This window comes from Superficieibacter electus, from assembly GCF_002915575.1.
Classification (GTDB): Bacteria; Pseudomonadota; Gammaproteobacteria; order Enterobacterales; family Enterobacteriaceae; genus Superficieibacter; species Superficieibacter electus.
Window position 1 is genome coordinate 69,976 of sequence record NZ_PQGD01000016.1, and the last position, 15,639, is coordinate 85,614.

Genomic DNA, 15,639 nt, shown 5'->3' on the forward strand with positions numbered 1-15,639 from the left:
ACCGTAAACGGCTCTGCATCATTCCTGGGTTTATGAGGCCTGAAGGCGAACATAAGGGATGGAATGAGCATCTACATAGCGAATTATTACACAACCAGCACCAGCCTGTCACCCCGAATGAGCAAATCCAGAGTATTCTGGATACAGGATCTTTGCTTCCCTTAAGCGTTATTCACCTGAGTTTTAATAACAACCCACCTTTATAAATAAAGGCTAATCAGCATTTCAATGAATATCATATTTAATTTAAATAAAAGAATAAATTAAATTGATTATTCATATATAAATACCAGGCTTGCCCGATAAATAACGAGCAAACAAAGGATTGCAAACATCATTTATATGAATATATAAATCAAAAACCTCCCGTTTAATTATCAGGTTTACAATATTCGGCTGGCGGGAGTAGTATTTAATCACGAGCGAACTCATCCTCTCTTTATCTGATCGAAATCACTTAAGCCGTTGTATCAGGATGCAATTAGCTTTTAATACAGTTAAACAGAGATATTGTCCGCTCGCAGATTGCCATTTCTTTATACATAAATGACATACATTTGGAGCTTTTATAATGGAACTATCTTTCTCCCGGAGAGCGCTTGTACTGGCTATTTCTGCTGCGCTCCCCATGCTGGCAGGTGCCGCAGAAACGCCTGCCGTTGCCACTGCCACAAAAGGCGCTGCCGGATACGACCATCCTAACCAGTACCTGGTGCAACCTACCACTACCCTTGCCGATAATATGATGCCCGTCATTTCTCATCCTGCTCAGGATAAAGAAACGCTGCAAAAGCTGGCAGATATTGAGAAAAAAACCGGCAAAAAACCCAACATCGTTGTTTTCATTATGGATGATGTAGGCTGGATGGATGTGGGTTTTAACGGTGGTGGTATCACCGTCGGTAACCCAACCCCGGATATTGATGCCGTTGCCAACCAGGGGCTGATTCTGACGTCCGCCTACTCGCAACCCAGCTCTTCACCTACCCGCGCCTCCATCATGACCGGTCAGTACTCTGTTCACCACGGCATCCTGATGCCACCAATGTACGGTATGCCAGGCGGCCTTGAAGGGTTAACGACGCTGCCGCAATTACTGCACGATCAGGGCTACGTGACCCAGGCCATTGGTAAATGGCATATGGGTGAAAACAAAGGCTCACAACCGCAGAATGTCGGATTTGATGATTTCCGTGGCTTTAATTCCGTGTCTGATATGTACACGGAATGGCGCGATGAAAATGTGAATCCTGAAGTGGCATTGAGCCCGGCACGTTCGGAATTTATTAAAAAGCTACAGTTCAGCAAAGATGATGTTCACGCTGTACGCGGCGGCGAGCAAAAAGCCGTTAGCGAGATCACTATAGATTATATGCGCGATCTCGATCAGCGCTGGATGAAGTACGGAATGGACTTCATTAAGAAAATGAAAGGAAGCGATAAACCTTTCTTCCTCTACTATGGCACGCGCGGCTGTCACTTCGACAACTATCCTAATGCGCATTATGCTGGTCGTTCCCCTGCACGTACCTCCTACGGTGATTGCATGGTTGAAATGAACGATGTATTTGCCAATCTGTACAAGTCGCTGGAAGATACCGGACAAATCGACAATACGCTGATCATCTTCACATCTGATAACGGTCCGGAAGCCGAAGTTCCGCCACATGGTCACACGCCGTTCCGCGGCGCGAAAGGATCTACATGGGAAGGTGGCGTACGTGTGCCGACGTTCGTTTACTGGAAAGGTATGATCCAGCCCCGTAAATCAGATGGTCTGTTCGACCTTTCCGATATCTTCCCGACCAGCCTGGCGCTGGCAGGCAAAGGCGGTGCGGAAGTGAGTAAACTGGTACCGAAAACGACCTTTATCGACGGTATCGACCAGAGTTCCTTCTTCCTGGGCAAAGATGGCCAATCAAATCGTAAAGCAGAGCATTACTTCCTGAATGGTGAGCTTTCTGCCGTGCGTATTGATGAGTTCAAATATCATCTGATTATTCAGGATCCTTACGCCTTTACGAAGAGCGGTTATCAGGGCGGCTTCACCGGCTCTATTGTCAAAACGGCCGGTACAGCGATGTTTAATCTCTATACCGATCCACAGGAAACTGACAGTATCGGCATACGGCATATCCCGATGGGCGTTCCGTTACAGTCAGAAATGCACAACTACATGGAAATACTTAAAAAGTACCCACCAAAAGTGCAAATCAAAATGTAATATGATGCGGCCCGTTTACGGGCCGTTTACGGGCCGTTTTTTACTTCTTCACCAGCAGATGCACGTTCATGATATCGCTGGCCGGGCGTCCGCTGGCTATCAGGTCTGACATTGCCTTCAGGTAAGGCGGCAGGTAGCGGAAATAGCGCCGAAAACCGCTGCATAAATAGTTCAGCCCCGGCTCTCCGTCTGTCGTTGTCATAAACCGGTGCTTCGGACAGCCGCCCCAACAGGCTTTAACCACTTCGCATTGACGACACTGAGTCGGTAACGAGGTGTATTTCGCCGTGCCGAACGCTTCCTGACGCGTGGAGTCGATCATCTCAGCAAAGGTATTCTGTGTGATGTTGCCTAACAGGTATTCAGGATAGACATAATGGTCGCAGGCGTAGACATCCCCATTATGTTCAACCACCACTGAACGTCCGCAGGTAGGTTGATGATGGCATACGGCTCCGGGCGCACCAACAAAACTGGCGAAGGCCCACTCGATATTCATGACAAATACCTTGCCGACATCCCGCGTTCTCCAGCAGTCAAATACCCGAATGAGAAACTCGCCGTAGTCGTCCGCATGCACCGACCAGGGCGTGAGGGCGTGTGATTCACCGCCAGGCGCGTGTAGAGTCAGACCATGATTTTCCGTGTTGCCGTCAGCCAGGCGCTCAATTACCGGAATAAACTGGATAAATTCAACGCCAGCGTCCACCAGGAAATCATAAATCCGCTGCGGCTCCTGAGAGCTGTGACGATTAACGCAGGCCAGCACATTGTATTGAACACCGTGCTGCTGTAACCGCTGGAGTGCACGCATTACCAATTTGTGGGTCGGTCTGCCACCTTTTGTCACCCGATATTCATTATGAATATCTGCCGGGCCATCCAGAGACAAACCAATAAGAAAATGATGCTCCACAAAAAACTGGCACCATTCATCGTCAAGCAGCACGCCATTGGTCTGAAAACTATTGCTAATCCGTCGGCCCTGCCCGTACTTTGCCTGTAACGCTACCGCTTTACGGTAAAAATCCAGCCCCAGCAGCGTCGGCTCACCGCCCTGCCAGGTGAATGCCACCTCGTCTTTGGGATCGACAGAGGCGATGTAATGACGAACATAAGTCTCAAGCGTCACCTCGCTCATGCGACAGGATGAGGTACTGGCGTGCGGATAAAGAGACTGTTTTTCCAGATAGAAGCAGTAGGCGCAATTCAGATTACAGTCTGAACCGCTGGGTTTAGCCATGGCGTGAAAAGCACGTTGAGTCATTTTTGCAGATCCGTTAGCAGGGGATGATCTCACCAGAGATAAGTGCTGGTACGGCCTACATCATAGCGTTGTGGCTGGGTGCCGGTGCGGCATTTATTGCGGAGGGAGGAATTTAAAGCACCAGAGAAATGCACAGAAAACAAAAAACCCCGCCGAAGCGGGGTTCAAAATTGGTCGGCGAGAGAGGATTCGAACCTCCGACCCACTGGTCCCAAACCAGTTGCGCTACCAAGCTGCGCTACTCGCCGATGTACTGCTTTTTGACTTTTTAGTTCAATTTAAGTAGTGGTGCGAGGGGGGGGACTTGAACCCCCACGTCCGTAAGGACACTAACACCTGAAGCTAGCGCGTCTACCAATTCCGCCACCTTCGCATTCCACAAAACTCTTAAATCTAATGGGGTGGCTGATGGGGCTCGAACCCACGACAACCGGAATCACAATCCGGGACTCTACCAACTGAGCTACAGCCACCACTGAAATCTTTTTACGCGGTATAAAAACCACCGCAGCTCCAGCACCGGGTTAATGGTGCGCCCGACAGGATTCGAACCTGAGACCTCTGCCTCCGGAGGGCAGCGCTCTATCCAGCTGAGCTACGGGCGCTTAGCGCCGTTGCGGGGGTGGATAATACGGACTTCCCACCCCTCTGTCTAGTGCCTTTTTAAATAAAATGCGCGTTTGGTTATGCTTTGCGCATTTTGTCGCTTATTACTTCAGTTTCTGTCCAGAACTAAGGCGATTGAGACCAAAAGCCTTGTAAATAAGCGTTACGGCAGCCATAAAAATAATCCCGACAAAGAGCGACATCCGCGTATCGTCGTTGAAACCCATCCCTACCAGTACACAAATCAGGAACGCCATGGTCAGGTAGTTAGCCCACGGAAAGAGCACCGAACGGAACGGATGGCTGGCAATGGCTTCTTTATGTGCACGGCGAAAACGCAGCTGGCTTATCAGGATCACAAACCACGGCACCATGCCCGGCAGCACGCTGGCGCTATAAACATAGACAAAGACGCGCTGCGGATTGGGAATGATGTAATTCAGGCACGAGCCGATAAGCAGAATAACGATGGAAACCGTCACGCCAGCCACCGGCACGCCACTACGGGACACTTTGGCCATCGCCGCCGGTAACTGACGGTTTTTCGCCAGCGCGTAGAGCATACGCCCGCAGCTATACATTCCGCTGTTACAACCGGACAGCGCTGCCGTCAGCACCACGAAGTTGATAATGCCAGCCGCCGCCGTAATACCAATTTTTGCAAAGGTCAGAACAAACGGACTGCCGTTAGAACCGATTTCATTCCACGGGAAAATAGTGACAATAACGAAGATCGCACCGACGTAAAAAATCAGGATGCGCCACAGCACTTTGCCGACCGCACTGCGCAGCGTGACCTGCGGATTCTTCGCTTCCCCGGCGGTAATACCGATCAGTTCAACGCCCTGGTACGATGCAACAACGATACACAACGCCGTCAGGAAGCCTTTCCAGCCACCGGCAAAGAAACCGCCGTGCTCAGTGAGGTTGCCGAAACCAATGCTATGGCCGCCATTACCAAACCCAAAGAAAATAACGCCGAGGCCCACCACAATCATCACAATAATGGTGGTGACTTTGATCATCGCAAACCAGAACTCAATTTCGCCGTACAGACGGACGGCGGCGAGGTTCGCTACCGCCACCAGTCCGACGGCAATCAGCGCCGGTATCCACTGCGCCATCTCCGGGAACCAGAACTGGACATAAACGCCGATGGCGGTAATTTCTGAGATGCCCACCGCCATCCACATAAACCAGTACGACCAGGCGGTGAGGTAGCCAAAGAACGGGCTCATATAGCGATGCGCGTAAACCGCAAAGGAGCCGGTGACCGGCTCAAGGAACAACATTTCGCCCATCGATCGCATGATGAAAAAGACGAACAAACCCGCGATGATATAGGCCAGCAAAACGGATGGCCCGGCCCATTTCAGGGTGCTTGCCGCCCCCATAAATAAGCCTACGCCAATGGTGCCCCCCAGGGCGATAAGTTCGATATGTCGGGCTTCCAGTCCTCGCTGAAGCTCCGGTTGTTTCTCAGCCATAAATCCTCTGTGCTTGCAAATTTCCGGGCAGTGCCGGTTCTTGTTATGTGTAAAAAATGTTTTTACGCGAATGAACGCGCACGAATGGTTTAACAATTTTCGTGAAATGGCAAACAAAGGATGAGAAGAAGTGAATTCATTGCACAATAAACAGGCAGGAGACAGGTTGGGTAAGCGACGTGGTCACCCAGAAACATAACAACGCAGAGGCCGCTGTTGACCGCGTGCCCGGCGGCGCTGTCGCTTGCACGGGCTTACGGGTATAACGCACCCTGATATCTGATAAGCCAATGAAGCACAGGCCGGGTAAGGCGAAGCCGCTACCCGGCAAGGGGTACCAGCGTTACATTTTGCCGGTGTAGTGCCAGCCGAGATAACGCAGCAAGCGGATCTGGCGGGTGATACGGCTGGGCTGAGACAACAGCCGATAGAGCCATTCCAGCCCGAGATTCTGCCACACCTTTGGCGCACGTTTGACGTGGCCGGTAAACACATCGTATGTCCCGCCCACGCCCATATAGAGCGCATCGGGATGAACCAGGCGGCAGTCGCGCATCAGGATCTCCTGTTTCGGCGACCCCAGGGCGACGGTGACAATTTTCGCTCCGCTGTCGCGGATACGTTCAAACAGCGCCTGCCGCTGCTCCGGTTTGAAATAGCCATCCTGACTGCCAACAATATTGACGTTCCACTGACTACGCAGTTTCGCTTCCGTCTGCGCCAGTACCTCAGGCTTGCCGCCCAGCAAAAATACCGGTGTGTTTTCTGCGCCTGCCCGGGCCATCAGAGCTTCCCATAAATCCGCCCCCGCCACACGCGACACCCGGGCATCCGGGTATTTCTTGCGTACCGAACGAACAACACTAATGCCATCCGCGTACTTAAACTCCGCTGCTTCAATCAGGCCGCGGACTTCGGCATTGTCTTCTGCGGCCAGCATTTTTTCCGCGTTGATGGCAACCAGCGTTCCCTTACGTAGCTCACCGTCTGCGTAAAGATAATCCAGCGCATGCTGCATATCACGCCAGCCAATTAGCGTCAGGCCACGGAGAGTATAAGACGGTGCAGAAGTCATATTCGTCATGAGAGTCCTTGTCAGGCTTGAGGTTGCGGCAGTGGCCGGAAACGTCTGCGGATCAGGCCCGCGCTTTCAAACAGCCAGTACAACAGCTTGGCCGCCAGCAAACAGAGGCCGAAAATTGCCAGGAAAAATACTACGCGCGAAACAAATGAATCCAGCCCTTCACGCGCCAGCACGATCATGTTGAAGATAGCGCCAAAACAGAAACTGTGCAGGACAGCCGCTTTATAACGATTCGTTTCCCGGTTGCCCAGGGTATACAGCCAGTCGAACCATTTGATAATCAACCCAACGGTAACCGCGCCGAGCGGTATAAACCACGCCCCACCCATCACCACCAGTGACCCCAGCAGCGTCGGCGAAATCGCCAGTCCGGAATGATTATTGAGCACTTCCCAGGTAAAATAGTTTGCCGTGTTCAGCACAATCCCTGGACGGTCCGGCCATAGCCATGTGGGGATGAAAACATAGAAATCACGCACGATGGGAGCCAGCCCCTGAAACTCGATCTTATCGTAGTTTTGCAGCAGTAGCGCCAGGTTTTCCCACGGCGAGAAGGTGTCCCGCGTCAGGTACAGGAAGGTGTAAAACGCCTCGTCGCCGCTGACGTTCAGTCCGTAGCGCTTGAGCGCCAGCCAGAACATGCCGACAATGCCGAACGCGCCCGCCGCCGCCAGCATCCACAGTGAAATCCAGCCGCGAATAATGCCGATGAACAGAAAAATGGCGAACGCGATAATGATATTGGCGCGGGTGCCGCCGACAATCATATAGGTCAACATACCGAAGGCGACGGTACTGACCAGGAAAAACAGCCATGCCTGGGCATCCTGGCGCAGGAAATAGAGCACCAGCATTGCCGGAATAAAAAAGTAGAAGAAGCGCTTGAGCGCCACGCCGGACACTTCACTGGAGAAGATTTCGCTGTAGGAGTGCAGGCGGAACAGCAGGAAACCGTTGTGCATAAAGAAAATGCCAACGCTGAGCAGCGCAATGCCCATCAGCAGGAGCCAGGTCAGGTGCGTTTCTACCCGGTTCATGGTAAACAGCGGCCGCCATGGCGTAAGGCGATTGGCGGCGCGCAGCCGCGTCTTGTACGTCACATAGTAGACCGCATAAAAACAGGCGGCCGCCAGCAACGCCTGAAGCAGGATTTCCGGGGGAGCCACGCTGACATCGAAACGAAATACCAGAATACAGGTCAGCGGGAAACCAAAGAAAAAGGTCAGCAGAAACAGCAGCGAAAAGAAGACGTTGAAGTTAAAGCGCACGCGACGAAACTCGAAGTACGTCAGCGTAGCGATAAATAAAGTGGAGAGCAGCCAGACCACCAGCAGGCCGCAGAATTGCATCGGACTCATGCTTCCTCTCCTGCCGCGATCCGCAACGCCCGGTGCCACGGCTCCAGATAATTGGGTCTGAAAAAGGTAATACTATTTTTATCGACTAAGGCTAACTGGCGCTGGGCTTCACGGACCACCGATTCATTCAGCGTGTCGGTAGTGAACAGCACCGGAATATGCTGCTCTGCCATATCCTGCCAGAACGGATTTTGCCGGTTGAGAACACACGGTACGCCTGCCTGAATCAGCAAACACAGCGTACCAATTCCCTGCTGGCGGGCAAAGATAAAATAGCCCACATCGCAGCGCCTGAGCAACGCCAGGTATTCGTCAAATTCCAGCTTATCGCTGAGGATACGCAGATTTTCTTCACTGAATAGCGCCAGTCCCGCCTGGCGAACCGCCGCAATGTATGCGTCGTTATTCGGCGGGTAGCCCATCGGCACAATGATATTTACCGTATCACCGAATTGCTGATGAACCGCCTGAAGCGCGGCAATGTGATCGTTACTGCGATCGCCGGAGTTACCAATCAAAATCGTCAGCTTGCCGTCACGATGGATCGCGTCGGCCATAGTATTGAGCGAGGGTTCCATCCGGGTCGGGAAATACAACAGTTCACCCCGCACGCGCGGATGGCGTTCGGCGAAATAACTCAGATCGCCGCGGGTGGCAAACACGCAGCCCACCCGTCCCTGCGCCAGACGACGGAGAGGATAAAACAGGCGGAATTTTAACCCATTCGATACCTCGTACAGATCCGCCCCCCAGATATGCCAGCTCACCTGGTCGGGTTTAATCCCGCCGCTGAGCAGCGCCAGCCACAGGCCGGTATTAAACTGTCCGTGGAAGAAAAAGCGCTGCCTGCGGTCAGCTTTCGCTCTGGCAATCACCGCCTGCGCCAGCGTTTTTTTATCCGCATAGCAGGTCAATGACAGCGCCGGGTAGGCCGCGTTACGTCCCACGACCATAAACTCGCGCGCGTGCTCGCTCGTGGCGGCAAGCTCCTCATTAAAGAACCGCAGGACGGTCAGGTTGTGATGCGGGATATCCGATCCCAGTACGTGTATCAGTGCTGTCATGCCCGTCTACGCCAAAGTAAAAATACGCCGCTACAGAGCGTGAAATAAATAATGTACGTTGCCATATAAGCCTGCGCCGCGCCCAACGCCCCATGCATGGGGATAAGCCAGTGCGAAAAGGCCATCAGCAGGACAAACTGGCTGATTTCCGCCAGGATATAAAACCGCAGTGAGGCTTTGGCGATCACCAGATAGCCATAAACGTAAGCGCCCACTTTCAATACGTCACCCACCAGCTGCCACGCGAAGAGATCACGCATCGCCGTAAATTTTGCCGAGAACAGCAGCCAGATGGCGAAATCGCGCAGCAGCCAGACGGTGAGACTCGCCACCGCCACCGCGGGCAGAACGAATTTCAGCGAACGGACAATCTCCCGGCTAATCTCCTGCTTTGTTGTCAGCCTGGAGAGCGTCGGCAGCAGATAAACGCTAAACGAGGCGGTAATAAATTGCAGGTAGGCATCGGAAATGCTGCTCACGCCCTGCCAGATCCCCACATCGTCCCAGCTATAGTGCGCCGCCAGCAGGTTTCGCATCATCACATACGCGACCGGCAGCGTCACGGAGGTGATTAGCGCCATCAGAGTAAACTTGCCCAGCTGGCCCGCCAGCCATGTATCCCACTGTGGTTTCAGGTAGCGCAACGGGAACGTGCCACGTTTAACCAGCACCATCGCCGCCGGGATGACCACCAGCGCCGGCACTAATGCCAGCCCAAGCAATGCACCTTCATAACCCCCGAACCGATAACAGGCGTAATAGGCCACCACGCCGATAATGCTCCCGGAGATCAGCGCCAGCGCATTGCCTGCCGCATCACGGAAGCCCTTAATAAAGGCCAGCAGCAGGTTTGCCCAGGCGATGCCCATCTGCACCAGCGCCACTAACCGCACCAGCCCCTGATAGTGGCTATGACCAAACAATCCCTGACTGATGGGCGCGGCGGCAAGGACAAAAACCAGCGCCAGCAGCGTGGAAAACCCCAGCACCATGGCCGACGAAGTCCCGACAACGGTGCGCAACCGGGCCGGGTCGTCCTGCGCCTGGGCAACAAATTTCGTCACCCCGTTAAAAATGCCTGCGCCGGCGAGCACGCCGAGCACCGTGACCAACTGGCGGAAGTTACCCGCCTGACCCACGCCTGCCGGGCCATAGGAAACCGCCAGCAGTTTGACCACCAGCAGTCCCGCACCGATTTTCACCAGTGTGGACGCGGCAGTCCACACTGAAGCCTTCGCCAGTGACATCTCAGGCGAAGTAACTTAATAACGAGTTGATCACCGTGCGCTGATTAACAGGAGCCAGGTTAAAGAACAGCGGCAGGCGAAGCAAACGCTCACTTTCACGCGTGGTATAACGGTCTTCGCCAAAAAACTCGCCGAACTTCTCGCCGGCCGGGCAATCGTGCAGCGGGATGTAGTGGAATACCGCAAGGATTTCTGCCTCTTTCAGCCAGGCAATCAGGCGGCTGCGATCGTCGATATCGCGCAGCTTGATGTAGAACATATGCGCGTTATGCGCGCAATCCGCCGGGCAGGACGGCAGCTCAATACGCCCGGCCTTCGCCAGCGGCGACAGTGCGTCGTAATAGGTCTGCCACAGCGCGAGGCGCTGCTGATTAATACGGTCCGCCGCTTCCAGTTGCGCCCACAGATACGCCGCCTGCAAATCGGCCATCAGGTAGCTGGAGCCGATATCACGCCAGGTGTATTTATCGACCTGCCCGCGAAAAAACTGGCTGCGGTTAGTGCCTTTTTCGCGGATGATCTCTGCCCGCTCAATCAGTTTGCGATCGTTAATCAGCGTCGCGCCGCCTTCGCCACCGGCGGTATAATTTTTGGTCTCATGAAAGCTAAAGCAGCCGATATGGCCGATGGTGCCCAGCGCCCGGCCCTTGTAAGTCGACATCACGCCCTGCGCCGCGTCTTCGACCACAAACAGGTCATGCTTTTTGGCGATTGCCATGATGGTGTCCATCTCACAAGCCACGCCTGCGTAGTGCACCGGAACAATCGCGCGGGTTTTATCGGTGATCGCCGCTTCAATCAGCGTTTCGTCGATGTTCATGGTGTCCGGACGGATATCCACGAAAATAATTTTCGCCCCGCGCAGCACAAAGGCGTTGGCGGTGGAGACGAAGGTGTAGCTCGGCATGATGACTTCATCGCCCGGCCCGATGTCCAGCAGCAACGCCGCCATTTCCAGCGACGCGGTACAGGATGGCGTCAGCAGCACTTTTGCGCTGCCAAAACGCTGCTCCATCCACTGCTGACAGCGACGCGTGTAACCACCATCGCCGCAAAGCTTGCCGCTGCCCATTGCCGATTGCATGTAATCGATTTCGGTTCCCACGACGGGAGGCGCATTAAATGGGATCATCTTGTCACCTGTATAGCCAGAAGGCGGTGCTCTCAACGTTGGCACCGCTCTGAATGTAACGTTTAAGTGCGGCGGTGTTACCCATCTGGGTTGCCACCCGCACTGTTTTTTTGCCGCGAGCCTGCGCCCAGTTCAGCGCCGCCTGCATCAGTTCTGCTCCCGCACCGCGCCCGGCCAGCAAGCCGATACGTGCGTTGGTGTCATTGAGTTCGCGCAGCGACACATAGCCACGAATGTCACCACTGGCTGCCCGTAACAACAGGCACTGGTGATCAAAGGTGCCGCGCACTGCGTTTTCGATCCACTGCGCGTAAAAACGGCCGCTGTCCTGCGGTGAATACCACGGCGCGCGAAAACGGCTCAGCGCGAACGCCCGGGCCGCCATGTCACGCAGCGCTGGAATATCAGCGCCGGTTGCAACCTCGGCGATAACAGGCGCAACGGGGGTTACCGCGAGCGCCAGGTCAACTTCGCCTTCCACCAGCCGAAAACCCAGTTGTTGAAGCGCATCCAGAAAGTCTGCCCGATCAGCCGGAATTTTAGCCTGCACCCGCGCCTGGCCGGCAAGGGTTTCGGCAGTTAACGGCGGAGCGCTGTCATCAATACGCACGATGGCGCTTTGCAGCCCGAAAAACTGGCTTTCCCAGGCGAGCGGCTCAACGCGGGCGCGAAGAATCAATGCCAGACACCCTTGGTATCAACAATATAGTGCTGGCTCAGGCTGTCGCCGCTGATGGTTTTGAATTCATGGTGATCGACCAGCATCACCAGGACGTCAGCGTCGTTCAGCGCCTGCTGCGTATCAACCAGCGTACAGTGACCATCGAGCTTTTTCGGCAGCGTATGGATATTTGGCTCCACTACCAGCGTTTCGCCGCTGTGCCATTCGGCAATCAGCCTGGCGATTTCCATTGCCGGGCTTTCACGCAGGTCATCAATATTGGGCTTAAACGCCAGACCGAAGCAGGCAATTTTGACCTCACTGGCCCGCTTGCCGCTGGCGGTCAAGCAGTCGGCGACCGCCGCTTTCACCTGGTTAATAACCCATTGTGGTTTATGGTCATTCACTTCACGGGCAGTGCGAATAAGCCGCGCTTGTTCAGGGTTTTGCGCCACGATAAACCACGGATCAACCGCGATGCAGTGGCCGCCCACGCCAGGACCAGGCTGGAGGATATTAACGCGCGGATGGCGGTTCGCCAGGCGGATCAGTTCCCAGACATTAATCCCCTGATCGGCGCAGATTAACGACAGTTCGTTCGCAAAGGCGATGTTGACGTCGCGAAAGCTGTTTTCCGTCAGCTTACACATTTCCGCCGTGCGGGAGTTAGTCACCACACATTCACCTTCGAGGAAAATCTTATACAGCTCGCTGGCACGCGCGGAGCATACCGGCGTCATGCCACCAATTACGCGATCGTTTTTAATCAGTTCAACCATCACCTGGCCGGGCAGGACGCGCTCCGGGCAGTAAGCAATGTTGATGTCCGCCTGCTCACCTGCCTGCTGCGGGAAGCTCAGGTCCGGGCGCATTTCCGCCAGCCACTGGGCCATTTGTTCCGTCGCACCCACCGGCGAAGTGGACTCAAGGATCACCAGCGCACCTTTTTTGAGCACCGGCGCGATGGATTTCGCCGCGGCTTCAACGTAAACCATGTCCGGTTCGTGATCGCCTTTAAACGGCGTCGGCACGGCAATCAGCCAGGCATCGGCTTCCACTGGCGTCGTGCTGGCGCGCAGATATCCGCCTTCAACGGCGGCTTTAACAACCTTATCCAGATCCGGTTCAACGATGTGGATTTGCCCACGATTGATGGTATCTACGGCGTGCTGATTAATATCAACACCAATCACCTGCTTTTGGCGGGAAGCAAACGCGGCGGCGGTAGGGAGGCCAATATAGCCCAGACCAATAACGGAAATCGTATTAAAACTCATAGCGTTACCTGATTATTTTTCAGTGCATCCAGAATACGTTCACATGCCTTGCCATCCCCGTAAGGGTTGTGGGCGCGGCTCATGGCCAGATACTCATCGTTATCGTATAGCAAGCGCGTTACCTGCTTAACAATATCCTCGCGATCCGTACCTACCAGCCGTACTGTACCCGCCTCAACGGCTTCAGGACGCTCAGTCGTTTCGCGCATTACCAGCACCGGTTTACCCAGCGACGGGGCTTCCTCCTGAATACCACCGGAATCGGTGAGGATCAGCCACGCGTGATTCATCAGCCAGACGAACGGCAGGTAGTCCTGCGGCTCAATCAGGATCACGTTATCAACGTGACCAAGAATGCGGTTGACCGGCTCACTGACGTTAGGATTCAGGTGCACCGGATAGACAATCTGCACATCGCGGTTTTGCGCGGCAATGTCCGCCAGCGCGTGGCAGATTTGCTCAAAGCCCTCGCCAAAACTCTCGCGGCGATGGCCAGTGACCAGGATCATTTTTTTACCATTGCTGAGAAACGGATAGCGCGCGGATAATTCGCTACGCAGTGTTTCATCCGCCATTACCCGGTCTCGTACCCAGAACAGCGCGTCAATCACGGTGTTACCCGTGACAAAAATCTGCTCGTCGAGGGTATTTTCGTCCAACAGATTCTGCCGCGAATTTTCCGTCGGGGCAAAATGCCATGTGGCCAGGCGGCCAGTCAGCATCCGGTTACCCTCTTCCGGCCACGGCGAGTTCAGATCGCCCGTGCGCAGTCCCGCCTCGACGTGACCAACCGGGATGCGCTGGTAAAACGCGGCCAGGCTGGTCGCAATAGTCGTCGTGGTATCGCCGTGAACCAGCACTACGTCCGGTTTAAAAGACTCAAGAATAGGTTTCAGCCCCTGCAAAATGCGGCAGGTAATTTCAGTCAGTCCCTGTCCCGGACTCATAATATTAAGATCGTAATCCGGGACAATGGAAAAAAGGTGCAGCACCTGATCAAGCATCTCCCGATGCTGCGCAGTGACGCATACTTTCGCCTCAAAATGAGGATCTTTAGCCAGCGCATGAACCAGAGGTGCCATCTTGATGGCTTCTGGTCGAGTGCCAAATACAGTCAGTACTTTCACATCGATTCTCTTCGATTGGATAATGAAGGCCAGGGGCCTTCATTACAGATGCGGCGTTTAGCGTACACGGCGGCGCACTAAGGCAACCCCGGAGCCTATTAACGCACCCACAATGCCCCACATAACCATCAGGAAGGCGCGGCGAGGGCTGTCACGTTTTACAGGTTCTTCCGGCGTACGCAAATACCGATAGGTCTGAAAACGCGGGTCCAGTATGGGGCCAACATTCAGCGTCGTCAGCATCGCCCGGTTCTGATCGTAATCCAGATCAAATTCCGGCCCCACAGCTTGTAAATTTTCCAACCTCGCCTGAAGCATTGGCCGGCCCAGCAAGAACAGTTCTGAATCCGGTAATTCTTCCGCCGGAACATCGGTCTCACTGCGGGAAATGTTGTGCTGTTGCGCCACGGTCAGCGCCTGTTCGATGTTTTTAACCCGCCGGTCGTAGATGGCTTTCGCCACCGCTTCCTGACGTTTCACCTGCGCTTTCATCTGGATAGTACGCGCGGACCACGCCCCTTTCAGTTCATCGTTAAGATGACCCGCTGCACGCTGGCTGGCAAAGGCAACGTACTGGCGAAGCAAATTATTGGCGTCCGGCGCGGTTTCTGCGGTCAGCTTGACGCTGTCGCTGATGCTTTTGAGCGCATCGCCCGGCATAAACTGAATATCGTTGATCAGCTCATCCAGCAACGCGGCATCGGCTCTGGAGTTGCCGACCATACGCTGTTTGTAGTAATCCGTTTGCGACCAGAAATCCCGGCGGGTATCCCAGGAGGCCAGCTGTACAATGAACTCTTTATAGGCATCGTCCATTACCGATGGTTGTTCTACCGGTACCTGATTTGCCCTGGCATCCAGATTGCGTAAAAACTGCTGCTGAGAGTAAAAACCGCCCAGCATATTGACAGTCGGCCGGTCGGTAATCGCCGTTGCCCCCCACTCCTGGCGCGCAAAGAAAGTGTAAAGCAGAGCAACCAGAGCAAACAGCAGCGCTATTCCCACTATCCAAAATTTGCCTGCCCACAATGTCCGAAACAGACCGCGAATATCCAGTTCATTCTCAGCGCTCACTGCCTGTGCTCCTGATAATGGTTGAGTCATC

Annotated in this window: 12 protein-coding genes and 4 tRNA genes; 1 reads left to right on the forward strand and 15 read right to left on the reverse strand. The window is 54.1% G+C overall.

What is annotated here, in order from left to right:
* Positions 1 to 571 precede the first annotated feature (571 nt).
* Entirely contained in the window at positions 572 to 2,224 is a 1,653-nt protein-coding gene (locus CHU32_RS19085) for a sulfatase-like hydrolase/transferase (RefSeq protein ID WP_103677585.1), read from the forward strand.
* Between the two features lie 40 nt (positions 2,225 to 2,264).
* On the opposite strand, the gene CHU32_RS19090 is transcribed toward CHU32_RS19085, so the two are convergent.
* The 15 genes from CHU32_RS19090 to wzzE form a co-directional block, all read right to left on the reverse strand.
* Positions 2,265 to 3,491 carry an anaerobic sulfatase maturase gene (locus CHU32_RS19090; RefSeq protein ID WP_103677586.1) on the reverse strand — a complete coding sequence of 409 codons (1,227 nt, stop codon included), beginning with the start codon at positions 3,489 to 3,491 and terminating at the stop codon, positions 2,265 to 2,267.
* Positions 3,492 to 3,662: 171 nt separating this feature from the next.
* Positions 3,663 to 3,739 (reverse strand) — tRNA-Pro (locus tag CHU32_RS19095).
* Positions 3,740 to 3,777: 38 nt separating this feature from the next.
* Positions 3,778 to 3,864 (reverse strand) — tRNA-Leu (locus CHU32_RS19100).
* Positions 3,865 to 3,888: 24 nt separating this feature from the next.
* A tRNA-His gene (locus CHU32_RS19105) sits at positions 3,889 to 3,964 on the reverse strand.
* Between the two features lie 55 nt (positions 3,965 to 4,019).
* Positions 4,020 to 4,096 (reverse strand) — tRNA-Arg (locus CHU32_RS19110).
* Positions 4,097 to 4,201: 105 nt separating this feature from the next.
* Complete coding sequence (gene thrP / locus CHU32_RS19115) at positions 4,202 to 5,584, reverse strand: bifunctional threonine/serine APC transporter ThrP (RefSeq protein ID WP_103677587.1); 1,383 nt, start codon at positions 5,582 to 5,584, stop codon at positions 4,202 to 4,204.
* A 343-nt stretch (positions 5,585 to 5,927) separates the two neighbouring features.
* Complete coding sequence (wecG, locus tag CHU32_RS19120; RefSeq protein ID WP_103677588.1) at positions 5,928 to 6,668, reverse strand: lipopolysaccharide N-acetylmannosaminouronosyltransferase; 741 nt, start codon at positions 6,666 to 6,668, stop codon at positions 5,928 to 5,930.
* Positions 6,669 to 6,679: 11 nt separating this feature from the next.
* A complete protein-coding gene (gene wzyE / locus CHU32_RS19125) occupies positions 6,680 to 8,026 on the reverse strand; it encodes an ECA oligosaccharide polymerase (protein ID WP_103750912.1) in 1,347 nt (448 codons plus the stop codon).
* Positions 8,023 to 9,090 carry a TDP-N-acetylfucosamine:lipid II N-acetylfucosaminyltransferase gene (locus CHU32_RS19130; protein ID WP_103677590.1) on the reverse strand — a complete coding sequence of 356 codons (1,068 nt, stop codon included), beginning with the start codon at positions 9,088 to 9,090 and terminating at the stop codon, positions 8,023 to 8,025. Before CHU32_RS19130 ends, wzyE begins: the two co-directional genes overlap by 4 nt.
* Entirely contained in the window at positions 9,087 to 10,337 is a 1,251-nt protein-coding gene (wzxE, locus tag CHU32_RS19135; protein WP_103677591.1) for a lipid III flippase WzxE, read from the reverse strand. The genes CHU32_RS19130 and wzxE overlap by 4 nt, the downstream gene beginning before the upstream one ends.
* 1 nt (position 10,338) lies before the next feature.
* Positions 10,339 to 11,469, reverse strand: coding sequence for a dTDP-4-amino-4,6-dideoxygalactose transaminase (rffA, locus tag CHU32_RS19140; RefSeq protein ID WP_103677592.1), 1,131 nt, complete (start codon positions 11,467 to 11,469; stop codon positions 10,339 to 10,341).
* 4 nt (positions 11,470 to 11,473) lie between these two features.
* A complete protein-coding gene (gene rffC, locus CHU32_RS19145; RefSeq protein ID WP_103677593.1) occupies positions 11,474 to 12,148 on the reverse strand; it encodes a dTDP-4-amino-4,6-dideoxy-D-galactose acyltransferase in 675 nt (224 codons plus the stop codon).
* Positions 12,145 to 13,407, reverse strand: a complete 1,263-nt coding sequence (gene wecC / locus CHU32_RS19150; protein WP_103677594.1) for a UDP-N-acetyl-D-mannosamine dehydrogenase — start codon at positions 13,405 to 13,407, stop codon at positions 12,145 to 12,147. The genes rffC and wecC overlap by 4 nt, the downstream gene beginning before the upstream one ends.
* Positions 13,404 to 14,534, reverse strand: coding sequence for a non-hydrolyzing UDP-N-acetylglucosamine 2-epimerase (gene wecB, locus CHU32_RS19155; protein ID WP_103677595.1), 1,131 nt, complete (start codon positions 14,532 to 14,534; stop codon positions 13,404 to 13,406). Before wecB ends, wecC begins: the two co-directional genes overlap by 4 nt.
* 57 nt (positions 14,535 to 14,591) lie before the next feature.
* Positions 14,592 to 15,638, reverse strand: a complete 1,047-nt coding sequence (wzzE, locus tag CHU32_RS19160) for an ECA polysaccharide chain length modulation protein (RefSeq protein WP_103677596.1) — start codon at positions 15,636 to 15,638, stop codon at positions 14,592 to 14,594.
* Position 15,639 lies beyond the last annotated feature (1 nt).

Bases quoted from the DNA above. Each gene is read 5' to 3' on its own strand.
- CHU32_RS19085 (WP_103677585.1), top strand. From the start codon at position 572: ATGGAACTATCTTTCTCCCGGAGAGCGCTTGTACTGGCTATTTCTGCT.
- CHU32_RS19090 (WP_103677586.1), bottom strand. From the start codon at position 3,491: ATGACTCAACGTGCTTTTCACGCCATGGCTAAACCCAGCGGTTCAGAC.
- thrP (WP_103677587.1), bottom strand. From the start codon at position 5,584: ATGGCTGAGAAACAACCGGAGCTTCAGCGAGGACTGGAAGCCCGACAT.
- wecG (WP_103677588.1), bottom strand. From the start codon at position 6,668: ATGACGAATATGACTTCTGCACCGTCTTATACTCTCCGTGGCCTGACG.
- wzyE (WP_103750912.1), bottom strand. From the start codon at position 8,026: ATGAGTCCGATGCAATTCTGCGGCCTGCTGGTGGTCTGGCTGCTCTCC.
- CHU32_RS19130 (WP_103677590.1), bottom strand. From the start codon at position 9,090: ATGACAGCACTGATACACGTACTGGGATCGGATATCCCGCATCACAAC.
- wzxE (WP_103677591.1), bottom strand. From the start codon at position 10,337: ATGTCACTGGCGAAGGCTTCAGTGTGGACTGCCGCGTCCACACTGGTG.
- rffA (WP_103677592.1), bottom strand. From the start codon at position 11,469: ATGATCCCATTTAATGCGCCTCCCGTCGTGGGAACCGAAATCGATTAC.
- wecC (WP_103677594.1), bottom strand. From the start codon at position 13,407: ATGAGTTTTAATACGATTTCCGTTATTGGTCTGGGCTATATTGGCCTC.
- wzzE (WP_103677596.1), bottom strand. From the start codon at position 15,638: ATGACTCAACCATTATCAGGAGCACAGGCAGTGAGCGCTGAGAATGAA.